Genomic DNA, 12,649 nt, shown 5'->3' with positions numbered 1-12,649 from the left:
ACTTTGTACCTTTATTTCAATACAACTCTTGTTAAGGTTCAACATTTTTACACTCTTGTAACCTATAGGATTGTTATGATTTCAATACAACTCTTGTTAAAGTTCAACAATCTATGAAAAACCCAACATTCATAAGTATGTCAAATTTCAATACAACTCTTGTTAAGGTTCAACTCAGGAGGGAATTATAATTATGAAATTAACTATTAAATTTCAATACAACTCTTGTTAAGGTTCAACTGCCTTTATTTGCTTGTAATTTAGTATTTTCAACATATTTCAATACAACTCTTGTTAAGGTTCAACTTACGTATGCAAGGCATAGGAAGGAATGACACAAAAATTTCAATACAACTCTTGTTAAGGTTCAACTAAATCAAAAGATAATAAAAGAATAGCTTCACAAGAATTTCAATACAACTCTTGTTAAGGTTCAACGGATATCAAGGTAAGATAGATAAAAAAGCTATTACAAATTTCAATACAACTCTTGTTAAGGTTCAACGAAACTACGGCTTATTTTACCAAAGGCACTTTTAAATTTCAATACAACTCTTGTTAAGGTTCAACCTAAAGATGAATGCTTAAGTAGATTAAAGAGTTGTAAATTTCAATACAACTCTTGTTAAGGTTCAACTATAACCACAGAAGGATTCATAAATGACGGATACCTATTTCAATACAACTCTTGTTAAGGTTCAACCAAAGAAGGAAGAAATATTGATTTTGCTATATTAGAATTTCAATACAACTCTTGTTAAGGTTCAACACCAATATTGCCGACTGGTTCTATGAAGTCATTGAAATTTCAATACAACTCTTGTTAAGGTTCAACACATCATGAAGAAATCTTAACACTTAACAATGTCAAATTTCAATACAACTCTTGTTAAGGTTCAACGTTATGCGTGAGGCCTTTTTTTAATGCAATTTAATAATTTCAATACAACTCTTGTTAAGGTTCAACTTATAAGGGCTATACAACCAATTATGTTAATCCACTATTTCAATACAACTCTTGTTAAGGTTCAACCAATTCTAGGCAATGAATAGCCATCACCTAAGGTTATTTCAATACAACTCTTGTTAAGGTTCAACTAATATAAAAAGGTCAAAAAAGGAGTTGAAAAGCAAATTTCAATACAACTCTTGTTAAGGTTCAACAGACATGGGCTATGTATCTTACTGTGTCTTATGTGAATTTCAATACAACTCTTGTTAAGGTTCAACTTGAAAACCTTCAATCCTTACATTTGGTACAGTAGTATTTCAATACAACTCTTGTTAAGGTTCAACAAACAAGCTAGTCTAATTACAATGTCCAAAACTATATTTCAATACAACTCTTGTTAAGGTTCAACTCTCACTAGGGCTATTTATATTGAATTTCTCTGCAATTTCAATACAACTCTTGTTAAGGTTCAACAGATGTACAACATAAGGAACAAATAAAAACACTATTATTTCAATACAACTCTTGTTAAGGTTCAACTTTCTAATGTCACCTATAGTCCTAACAGTTTCTTGCATTTCAATACAACTCTTGTTAAGGTTCAACTCTGTTGCTTTTCTAACTGAAAAATCAGGGTCAATAATTTCAATACAACTCTTGTTAAGGTTCAACTTGTAATAGTTTTGACACTTTTTGGATATATAGCTAATTTCAATACAACTCTTGTTAAGGTTCAACGCGTGTTCTTCTGTCATTATTCTTGCATCTATACCAATTTCAATACAACTCTTGTTAAGGTTCAACTTCGTCACTTTCATTATAATTTATATATTCAAAAACATTTCAATACAACTCTTGTTAAGGTTCAACCATTAATCCTTCTGACCAATATTTCAACTATAATCATTTCAATACAACTCTTGTTAAGGTTCAACCATTTCATATGCAAAAAAGTCTACGCGTTTTCCGTTATTTCAATACAACTCTTGTTAAGGTTCAACAGTACTGGAGCTTCTACCGGACCACATTTACATTTATTTCAATACAACTCTTGTTAAGGTTCAACTAAGATACTAGATGCTACTAAAAATATGGGTGACTTATTTCAATACAACTCTTGTTAAGGTTCAACCAATATAAATCCAGCATTCCTCCCTTAATATTAAAGCATAAAACACCTAAAATATCAACTTTTTCTTGATTTTTTCCAGCCTAAATAGCAAAAAAAGAATTTAGTGTCTAAAACAACCTTAACAGCAGATAAATAGCTGGCTGTAGGTGTTTTCAGAATTTTCATACGTGGAAAATCAGATAAATAAATCCCCTTCTGGCTGTTTAGGATTAGTCCCCAATGTTACCTCATCAAATACATAATCTCCTAATAGATTAATAAAAGTTACAAAGTCCTCTTTGTCATTTATAATATTTTCCAATTCACTTTTTAACTTTATTAACTTAGCAGTAGTTATCTCACCTCTAAATACAGATTTTTGATGATGGGTTAGATATTTTTTACAGATTTTGAATACCTTTGCTACTCTTTTTTCATTAACATCATAAAAAACAAATATATAATTATAATTCTTCTTTTTTGGCATTGAGTCCACCTTACTTCTTTAGATTTACATTAAACGGTTGAAATGGCTTGTCTTCCATTAGATATTTAATCAGTTTGTACCCATCATATTTTATAGCAGTTTCATAGGTAATCTTTCTACTTAATCCTTCATGTTGGAATACTGTATGTAAACGCTCTTCATAACTTTTTATAAATATCTGCTTCCCTTTTTCATTGAGCAGACAATAATTTAATTTCTTATCAAAATGCTTGGTAACAGTCAACTTTTGAGTATTAACTAAATCAAATATAGTCTTATACACGATAACAGGTTTAAAGACTTCTGATAGATCCAAGCTAAGAGAAAATCTAGACTCTGAAGGTTCATGTAAATAACTAATTGTTTGATCTAGATGAGTATGGTACAGCATAGTTATGGTCTTAGCATATAGCATTGAATTACCAAATGAAATAAGTGCGTTAATTGGATTGTCAGGAGGTCTTTTAACTCTCTTAGACATAACAAAATCCTCTCTAAGAAAATATTTAAAACTTTTGTAAAAACCAGCCCATAATGAACCTTCTATCATAAGGATATACTTGATATTATCTTCTTTCAATAATAGTTCATCTATCCCTTTGCAATACTCAATAAAGCCTTTCAATTCCTTCTTTCCATGCCTATAATAATGATATAAAGTATCTCCCATATTAGCAGCAATTCCTTTAACTATTCTTCTTGCAATATATAATCTTTTTTCATTTGTGTAAGCTAAAGCTTGTTTTATTTTTAATTTCCCACTTAGCAGATAGTCTTTTGGATAAAATGTTCCACTGTAATTATTATAATAATTGAAAAAATGAACGACTATTCCTGCTCTTGATAAAAAATCTAGTAACTTTGTATTAATACTTACTTCGTTTAATATGTACAACTCTCTAACATTTTCTATTGGTAAATGATTCAGTGTTCCTCTTTCATTTCTAAAGCATAGAGAATTATCTTTTCTTTTTAAATCACCCATTGAAAAAATATATTTTGTTTTACCCATTTACACTCCCCCCTAGATATAACAGTATTCATAATATGCACATTTCTTACAAGTAGGTTTATTAATAACATCTGGTATACTATCTGATTCCAATAGATTAATAATATCTTTCTGTAACTTCAATATCTCATTTTCACTATCTTCATCTAATTCAACATAATGAGTTTTTTTATTATCTTTTTTCTTTTCTACAACTACAATTTTACCTTTTTTCAATATACCTTTTTGTTTTAGTGTATATAAATAGAATAATAGCTGCCATTTTGCAGCATTAATATCTGCATCAGATTTTTTTATTTCTACTACATAATCCTCGGTTATCTTATCTATTTTGATGTTTTCTATTGCTATTTCAGTATTTTTCTTTCCATCATTTTTTAGTTCATGCAATACTCTTCCAATCATAACATCCTCTGAATTATTTTCTAGATTAAGCTTATTACCAAATAGGTAGCATTGTCTCTTACAGTGAAAATAGTAATTTATCAGTGTTCCTGTTACTTTCATAATTTACCTCCTAGATAAAATCACTTTCACAAAAATTATTCTTTAATAGTTCATATGCCTTTTCTTTACTGAACTTATCATCTTCAATGAATCTATAGCCATCTTCATAGTAATATAGTTCTCCTATAACATCGTTATAATCATTAGGCTTAATACTATTACCTTTCTTATTTCTTCTTACATAAATTGAATATATAAAATAGTTCATATCTGATTTTACCTCTGATAATAATATTTTCTTCTCAGCAAAAGGTATAGTCATATCATGTAATAAATCTACATACTTATCCCATACTTGTTTTCCCTCAATTACAACACCATTAATTTTCTCTTTCACATTTAAAAATAAATCAACGGTACTCTGATCATCTATTAATTGCATCTTATTTTCAATGGCAGTAAAATTCAGGCTGTCAATCTCATCTAACGTTATCTCAAAATTTTTGCTGTCACATCTATTCTTTACTTTTTCAATATCTTCCATAGTTTTTTTATAAAAAGGTGTAAAATCTTTATCTATAAGCATCTGCTGAATATTATAATCTATTAATGTTTGATTCATTCTATAATCATTTTTGTATACTGCTTTTGCTTCGTCAATATTAAAGAAATATGCTATACCCTTCTCATCTTTCATACACGACCTATTAATTCTTCCCAAGAACTGTTCCTCAGCATCTAAAAACGAAATTGATTTGAAACCTATATCCATATCAATATCAACACCTGCTTCAATAACTTGTGTAGATATCAGCAGACAATCTTTTAACGTATGCTTAACATTATGTATTATGTCTTTTCTTACATTCTTATTATCACTTCCAGTAAGTTCTAATACTCTTTTTTGATTATATTTATCTTTCCATTTTTCTTTTGCCATATTATAAAAAATCCTAGCTGTTTTAGTCTGCATGAACTCAACTAATATTTTACACCTACCTCTTGACTCCCAGACTTCTTGTATTTTAATAATTAGACTTTCTAATTTTTCATCAATGTCCTCTCCCTGCAATGGATTATTAATTAACGTAAAATCTAGTTGAACCCTATCTTTGAATAAAGTATTTTTAAAATATATATCTCTATCATTGATGAGATTAACATATTCAGCTTGTTTTTCGTTAAGTAAAATATCAAGCTTTGGTAGAGTAGCTGACATAATAATTACCTTTATATTAAGCAAAGAACTGTATTTATCCAAGAAATATATCATTTCTTTCCATAATTTAATTGAATAACTTTGTATTTCATCTATAATGATTACACTATTAGCTAAATGAGCGATAGGTATACATTCTTCTCTTGTAGTACCAAATAACATATTAAAAAGCCTAACATGGGTTGTAATTACTAAAGGATAATTTAGAAAAATATAGTTAAGGTATCCTTTTTCATAATCCACCATTTCTCTATTATTACTTTTATTTTGTATGTTAGTTTTAATTGGTGTTACTGAGTTCATTATTGTTACATCTACTATTTTCCCAAAAGATTCATTAAGTACGTCTGCCGTCTGTTCTACCAATGTATTAAATGGAAATATATAAAATAATTTATTCAATTTTTTATCCCTATTCAACAAATTTAACGCTAGATTAATAGATGTATTAGTCTTACCACTTCCTGTAGGTGCTTCTAGGTAAAATATATTTTTCTCACTATATTTTATAATATTTTTAGCAGCTTCTAGAAACATATTTGAACGAAGCTCATTAATAGGAGTTTTGGTAAAAGGATTAACATCAGTCTTATTATTTTTATATAATGAATATTGTTTTATCTTTTTATACACATCAGTGCTTTCATACTTCTTAGTTATCTCTTTAATATAATTATTCATAGAACCCATGTCTTCTAGATTGATATTGTTATTCGACATATATTCATAAGTTGCATAATAATCAGAACCTATTAAGATTGAATAAAATAACTTGGCTAGTATGAACGTTGTACCTTTTGGACTAATAGAATTATATATTTCTTGGAGCTGATCTTCGATGAGTGCAATAATATTTTCTTCAACATTCTCTATATAGCCAGAGATATAGTACTCTTTAAAAGCTTTATTAAAATTATCTATAGCTTCTCCATAAGATAGAATTGTATTTAGTTTTCCATGATGCTTACTTATTAAATATGAAAATAAGTAAATACAATAATATAAAAAATCAAACTCATCATCATCTATATCTAATTTATTTAATTTTACATAAAAAATATTACTAAACAATACACTAGAATTCATTGAATGGTTAGAATCTCCAATATGATTCTTAAATATTGGATTCTTCATTCTAGTGTTTTGAAAATTTGCGTTAATCTTGCCAATATCGTGAAGATATATGCCATTTATAAAAAGTTCAAAAATAAATTCTTTTACATAAGGTTTAAGATAACTATTATTATACTTAATTTCATTAAAAATATTTTCTAGTATACTATCAATATTTTTACCATGAAATATAAGCTCCATATATTTTTTTGTTCTAGCCATATGTTCTAGCAGCTTTTCTTTATTCTGATTACTTTTACTGGTATGAGCAAAATAGCTGTCTATATCAGGAACATATTTTTCAATGCTAATATAATTATACTCCATACAAAAGTCCTCCTTATCATTGTTAAACTATCTAATTATATATTCTATAAGAATAATATTAAAAGTTCCCTATAATAATAAAAAGGGACTTTTCACAACACATATTACTTTTATATCAATAAAATATTTAGTAAAAATGTATTGTACTACAGTCCCTTGCAATTAAAACATATATAGATTATTCCCTTCACAACTATATATGCATTCCTCTTCCAGAATATCTTTTACATTTTGATTAGTATACACAAATGGGTCAAATGTATAAATATTATCATATGGTACTAATCCAGTTGGTAAACTTTCTCTAAACATAAATTTATTCTCTAGATTTCCTCTTAACCCACTGCTAAAATTAATTTTATTCATTGATACCAAACTATTAATCTTATTTACTTTATTTGGTGTGCTGAATTCTACTTCTTTTACATCAGTTATATCTGCTAAATGATCATTCTTTCCAAGATATGGGGTATAAACACTCTTACCTCCCAAAAGATACTCTCTAATCTTATTCATTATATCTTGATCCAGACTGTATAAATAAATCTGCCACTTAGGATTTTCCAACCAATACTCTCTTATAATAAGATTACCGCCTTCTTCTCCACTAGCATAACCTACACTATTATTGAATACTTGTAATTTCTTAGAAAAATATCCTTTTGAAGAAAGAGGTACTATGGACACTTTTAAATCTTGTAACTTCTCGTAGAACTCTGGAAATTTCATTTTATCCTTACTTGATCTGTTATGTTGAAATTGCTGTTCATAACCATCAAGTCCAATAATAGAACCAATAAGTCCTAATAGAGCTACTTTGTGTATATGATTATAGGTAAGATAAATACTGCTATTCACATCACGTTTTTTAAACATGGCAGTATTTCCACTTAACCTAAAAGTTAAGCCTGTCATTAAATCACTTCTTTCGTAAAGATATTCATATATGTAGTTTTATCTGTATCAAATCCTTCTATTTTAGTTGAATAAGGATTATAATATACTTCTACTTTTTGAATACCTTTTTGCATAAGTAGTGAATTATGCTTTAATCTAATAACATTTACTTCACCTTTTTCAAATTCTATGTAAGAAGCTAGATTAGGCAGATACACTTCTTCATCACATTCTACAAAAAGAGAAAATTCATTTTCACAACCGATTTTACTATTAGTTGCTAATAATGTAGCACTACATAAACCTGCTTCTTTAAAAAGTTGATAAGCTTCTTCACTAAAACCGTCAAAATCATCTACTATATCTATATAATTGTTATATGCTTTTGGATTAACTACTACTGGATAAAAATAATGTGCCTCATCACTTACTATTTTCTTACCAAGAGTAGATGCATCTTTAGTATCATCAGTACTAAAAGGTGATAAAATATCTTGTATCTCTACTTCACTATCCTCATAATGGTTGAAACCTTGTCCTACTTGAATAGCTCCTGTAATAGAGATATTATTTTTTTCTTCAGCAAAAGTTGCTCCAAAACACATTACATCTATAGCACTAAATAAATTTTTCAATACATCTTTTGAAGGTGTTTTTGCACTTAATGATTCAAATAACTCTTCGTATCGTCCTTTTAATGTTTTTGGTTGTAATTTTTCTTCTTTTTCTTTTATTTGGTATGATTTTATATATAATACTTTCTCGCCTTTATTTTCCCAATATTTTTTCATACTATATTTTAGAGCTTTATCACTCCCAAAAATTCTATCATTACTAATAGTCTTTGGACGTCCTGTAAAATCAGCGTTCCAATTAGACATGATACTCTTAACCCCTATTACTGCATAAACTCTTTTATTCATCTACTCATTCTCCTTTTTATATAATATACTGGATGCAAGGTATCCTGCTAAAAACATATCCATATCTACCTTAGTATTTTCAGGATTATATGATTGAATCATTGCTAGTGCATTATTAAAGCTGATATCTCTCATTCTAAGTTCATGATTATATTTCACAAATGTGTATCTTATTTCATTCTTTAATCTTTTATCGTTCTTACATTCCAGGTAAGTGTTAACCACATCATGATTTTGATTTTTATCTTTTGCTTTTGTCTTTTGTAATAAATATCTGACTACTTGTCCTGCTAAAAAATAATACTGTTTATCATCATCACAATCAGCATGATTTTCTCTAATCTTAGAATATAAAGTATCCATAGTTTCATTTAGTATTCCTGGCATATTTTCTTTCCCTCCCATTTGACTCACTAATGCAACATATAAATTATATGCTTTTATTGCTTTACTTCTGGAATTATCTCTAAGCTGTAACATAACAATCTTAATACCATATTTTGCTATTATATTTTTTATACTGTTATCATCACTCAATTTAAAGTAATTGAACAAAGCCTGTCTAGTAGTTATAATTATATTTTTTAAGTCCTGACCTATTTTTTTAATATTTTTAGGGTCTTGGAAATAATTAGGCTTTAATCGTTTGTCGAACCAAATCTCATCAATATAATCTTCTAATCCAATTCTTGTATCTTGTTTTATATAAGGGTATTCTTCCCGACCTTCTTCAGCTTTGTACTCTGCTCTCAGATAATTATAAATTTCAAGATTGACATTACTTCTAAACACTGGAATTATATCGAAATTTTTTATTTCTGCTTCTTTGCCTTGTTCAAGATATAGGAAATAATAGCTTTCCTGTCCTTTTGTTACTTTTTCTTTTATACCTTTTATGAAATCAGAGTCATATTTTATATATAGACATCCTTGTTTTCTAGTACCTAACCAATCAAAAAATTTTTTATGTATAAGAGTATCTGAACTTTTTATTAGACAAGGTAAGTTATTTACCATTGTTTTATGTTCTAGATATGGTTTTTTAGCATTAAGTCCCATATTATTATTAGTTAGTCCATATATATCATTATCAATCACTTTGTTATACTTATTAGAATTAAATAAATTAGGAACTAAATATCTCTTTGATTCAATTTCATAATCTTCTATAGGCAGATCAAAAAATATTTTTACATAATTATTAAAATCCATTTTTCCCAGACTACTTATAATGTTTGGCAGATTCTTCAATACATATTCTTTACACCAAGTTAGATTCTCCTCATTAATAGGTTCAGTAATACTGTTATATAGATCTAAAGATTTTTTATCCTTTTTATATTTTTTTTGCGGGTCAGATAAAATATCATAGTATTCAAGAATTCTTTCTTCTAATTTACTATAGTTTATTTTTTTATCTCCAATTACAATATCCTTTTTAAAAAATAGTGTCATATAATTATTGGAATGAATCTTTTTTTTAGGATCTATTGGCTTGTTCATATCAAGTAAATCAGATAAATAATCTCTTTTGCAAAACCATTGGTATGTATCATAATGGTTATTTTCATTCTTTTTGTCATATATTTTTTGCTGCTCAATTTTGCCTTCTTTATTAATCCTAATATAGACACCTGTTTTTAACTTATAACTATCTAGAATGAGAGAATCACCTTTCACTTTATAAGCTTTTTCAAATAAGCTAACTAATTCTTGTAACAATCTATCACCTTCTTATAAAATTTGCTACTGAATATCCGAATCCCAAACTTGTTTTTTCACCTAATCCAGTAGCTAATGCAATAGTAGCTAGAGTCTGTGCCTCATCAGTTAAATCAATTTCTAATTTGAATTTGTAACCTAGTAAATTAATATTTTTATAAGGTATTTTTATTGGTTTATAATTGGTTCTCTGGATATTTATAGCTAATTGATCTACCGATAACGTTTTGTTAAAGTAAGTACTGTATTTTTTTTCAAGTAGTTCCTTTAATCTTTTTTCTACAAATTCTAATTGATTTAATTCTGGTAGCTTATAACCTTCTTCACTTGTCATAACTACTGGAGTTATTGATACTAATTCTTTAATTGGCTTTTGTTTTTTAGTTACTAACTCTGAATTTATAATTTGAAGTGTCTCTACTGATGTGGTTTTCATAGATGTCATAAGATTAGTCAAAAATTGTTGATCAATACTTCTTATTCTGAATATGTATACTCTACCTTTTTTATATGTTTTATCTTTCTCAATTGGATAAAAGCTAGAAAAGTTATATAGTTTAACCTTATTATCTTTGTGAATTTGTTTTAATGTATTGTTTCTAAACATTGCTTTATTAACGTATTCACTTAACTTAGTAAAACTATCAGAAAATGAAATATCTTGTTTTATTACTACGGAATTTATTAGTTCGTAATATTTCAATTAATCACTCCTTAAAACGTAATGATATTATTGCAATTTAATTATTTTTATATTATAATTGATATATAATTTGCTTTTGGCATTTTGAATTATTTTTTATCTGATAGGTAAATTGGCAGATTTACCTATTTTTTTATATGTATTTCTATAATGCCTTTAAATAAGATTAAATCATATGTTCTTAATTTTTGATTTGTTATAAAAACTAGTATATTTGTTATTGGTAATAATATAAAATATATAATTAATAATAGATATATATTTATTATTAATCACCTTCTTTCATCATTTATTTACCAAAAGCAAAATACATTAATGTAAAGGTTCTACAATTATATAAATCATATACATCTCCTATTTATTTATATAAATTTCAAAATACAGTGTATAATGGTTTGCTTATCACCTATTAATTTATATAATGAAAATAAACTATAGTTACATTGTACATCCATATTTTTAAATTGTCAATATTATTAAGAATAAACTTTTCTCAAAAGTATTAAGCTATTATTATTATATTTATTAACAAAAAGCTAGAATATTATAATATATAGTCACTACTACTCTTTTTTCATCATCTTATATGCTGTTTCAACTAATTCTAAAATGCATTCCTGTTCTTCTTTATTTAATAAAATCAATTTATCTATTAAAATTGGAAATACTTTATTATCTGTATTAGAAGATTGTATCTGCTTAAGAAAATCTTCAAAGCTAATATTTATGCTTTCAAAAGTTTATCCAACATTTCAATTGAACAGTTACTTTCTCCTCTTTCCACTCTACCTAAATGTGTGGGGTCAACAGATGCCATAAACGCTAACTCTTCCTGACTTAGTTTTTTTGATTTTCTAAATTGCTTTATTCTGCCACCAATAATTTTTAGTATATCACTTATTTTTATCACCCCAATTTCCATGTATATAACTCACATATTTGTGCAAAATTTAACAAGTGTGTAAATATCTCACACACCTTAACCATAAGTAATTTATACTAAGCTAATAAATTATATTATTTATATGATAAATTTACAACTGGTTAGGAACACTCCTTTATAATACAAATCTTGTTAAGGTTCAACGATATAATGGCAGCAATTCATAGTGTAGTCATAATATTTCAATACAACTCTTGTTAAGGTTCAACAGGATTATCCGTTATTGACACGTTTTCAGGACTTGAATTTCAATACAACTCTTGTTAAGGTTCAACTAAGAATGCAATAACAGGTGAATGGCAAAAGTATGATTTCAATACAACTCTTGTTAAGGTTCAACTCTGTTATTATCCCTAGAGCCGTATCTATTATCCCAGATTTCAATACAACTCTTGTTAAGGTTCAACCTTTGTTCTTTTGTTTTAGTACTGTGTCACTTGCTTAATTTCAATACAACTCTTGTTAAGGTTCAACTAACTACAACTAAACAATTTAAATATGGAAAATAAATTTCAATACAACTCTTGTTAAGGTTCAACCAAATAGACCTATGTATATATGTAATCCATAACCTTATTTCAATACAACTCTTGTTAAGGTTTAACTGTATATCTTGAAAATATTCCCGACTTGGTATAAAAATTTCAATACAACTCTTGTTAAGGTTCAACCGTGGTGGATTAGATAACAATGAAGAATATAATCCAAATTTCAATACAACTCTTGTTAAGGTTCAACACAGAACAACTAAGAGCTTTAAGCTTATCTAAAGGATTTCAATACAACTCTTGTT

General features: G+C 27.3%; 9 protein-coding genes and 2 CRISPR repeat arrays. All 9 genes read right to left on the bottom strand.

Features of this window, described 5'->3' with window-relative positions; translation table 11 throughout:
• Positions 1 to 13 precede the first annotated feature (13 nt).
• A CRISPR array of direct repeats spans positions 14 to 2,084; the repeat unit is 30 nt; unit sequence ATTTCAATACAACTCTTGTTAAGGTTCAAC.
• Positions 2,085 to 2,259: 175 nt separating this feature from the next.
• A complete protein-coding gene (gene cas2, locus AACQ14_RS05050) occupies positions 2,260 to 2,550 on the bottom strand; it encodes a CRISPR-associated endonuclease Cas2 (RefSeq protein ID WP_339362490.1) in 291 nt (96 codons plus the stop codon).
• Positions 2,551 to 2,560: 10 nt separating this feature from the next.
• Positions 2,561 to 3,562, bottom strand: coding sequence for a type I-B CRISPR-associated endonuclease Cas1b (gene cas1b, locus AACQ14_RS05045; RefSeq protein WP_339362489.1), 1,002 nt, complete (start codon positions 3,560 to 3,562; stop codon positions 2,561 to 2,563).
• A 12-nt stretch (positions 3,563 to 3,574) separates the two neighbouring features.
• Positions 3,575 to 4,069, bottom strand: coding sequence for a CRISPR-associated protein Cas4 (gene cas4 / locus AACQ14_RS05040; RefSeq protein WP_339362488.1), 495 nt, complete (start codon positions 4,067 to 4,069; stop codon positions 3,575 to 3,577).
• Positions 4,070 to 4,079: 10 nt separating this feature from the next.
• Positions 4,080 to 6,668 carry a CRISPR-associated helicase Cas3' gene (gene cas3, locus AACQ14_RS05035; RefSeq protein ID WP_339362487.1) on the bottom strand — a complete coding sequence of 863 codons (2,589 nt, stop codon included), beginning with the start codon at positions 6,666 to 6,668 and terminating at the stop codon, positions 4,080 to 4,082.
• A gap of 162 nt (positions 6,669 to 6,830) precedes the next feature.
• A complete protein-coding gene (gene cas5b / locus AACQ14_RS05030; RefSeq protein ID WP_339362486.1) occupies positions 6,831 to 7,583 on the bottom strand; it encodes a type I-B CRISPR-associated protein Cas5b in 753 nt (250 codons plus the stop codon).
• On the bottom strand, positions 7,583 to 8,488 hold the full coding sequence (locus AACQ14_RS05025) for a type I CRISPR-associated protein Cas7 (RefSeq protein WP_339362485.1): 906 nt from the start codon (positions 8,486 to 8,488) through the stop codon (positions 7,583 to 7,585). The genes cas5b and AACQ14_RS05025 overlap by 1 nt, the downstream gene beginning before the upstream one ends.
• On the bottom strand, positions 8,489 to 10,210 hold the full coding sequence (locus AACQ14_RS05020) for a hypothetical protein (RefSeq protein ID WP_339362484.1): 1,722 nt from the start codon (positions 10,208 to 10,210) through the stop codon (positions 8,489 to 8,491).
• A 4-nt stretch (positions 10,211 to 10,214) separates the two neighbouring features.
• The gene (cas6, locus tag AACQ14_RS05015; protein WP_339362483.1) at positions 10,215 to 10,913 is read right to left on the bottom strand and encodes a CRISPR-associated endoribonuclease Cas6; all 699 of its coding nucleotides are present in this window, start codon (positions 10,911 to 10,913) and stop codon (positions 10,215 to 10,217) included.
• Between the two features lie 724 nt (positions 10,914 to 11,637).
• Positions 11,638 to 11,835 carry a helix-turn-helix domain-containing protein gene (locus tag AACQ14_RS05010; RefSeq protein WP_339362482.1) on the bottom strand — a complete coding sequence of 66 codons (198 nt, stop codon included), beginning with the start codon at positions 11,833 to 11,835 and terminating at the stop codon, positions 11,638 to 11,640.
• A gap of 135 nt (positions 11,836 to 11,970) precedes the next feature.
• A CRISPR array of direct repeats spans positions 11,971 to 12,594; the repeat unit is 30 nt; unit sequence ATTTCAATACAACTCTTGTTAAGGTTCAAC.
• Positions 12,595 to 12,649 lie beyond the last annotated feature (55 nt).

This window comes from Vallitalea maricola (assembly GCF_036985595.1).
Classification (GTDB): domain Bacteria; phylum Bacillota; class Clostridia; order Lachnospirales; family Vallitaleaceae; genus Vallitalea; species Vallitalea maricola.
This window is presented reverse-complemented; position numbering and strand designations above follow the sequence as displayed.

Excerpts from the sequence above, each read along its gene's own strand:
- cas1b (WP_339362489.1), bottom strand. The coding sequence starts at position 3,562 with ATGGGTAAAACAAAATATATTTTTTCAATGGGTGATTTAAAAAGAAAA.
- cas2 (WP_339362490.1), bottom strand. The coding sequence starts at position 2,550 with ATGCCAAAAAAGAAGAATTATAATTATATATTTGTTTTTTATGATGTT.
- cas5b (WP_339362486.1), bottom strand. The coding sequence starts at position 7,583 with ATGACAGGCTTAACTTTTAGGTTAAGTGGAAATACTGCCATGTTTAAA.
- AACQ14_RS05010 (WP_339362482.1), bottom strand. The coding sequence starts at position 11,835 with ATGGAAATTGGGGTGATAAAAATAAGTGATATACTAAAAATTATTGGT.
- AACQ14_RS05025 (WP_339362485.1), bottom strand. The coding sequence starts at position 8,488 with ATGAATAAAAGAGTTTATGCAGTAATAGGGGTTAAGAGTATCATGTCT.
- cas4 (WP_339362488.1), bottom strand. The coding sequence starts at position 4,069 with ATGAAAGTAACAGGAACACTGATAAATTACTATTTTCACTGTAAGAGA.
- cas3 (WP_339362487.1), bottom strand. The coding sequence starts at position 6,668 with ATGGAGTATAATTATATTAGCATTGAAAAATATGTTCCTGATATAGAC.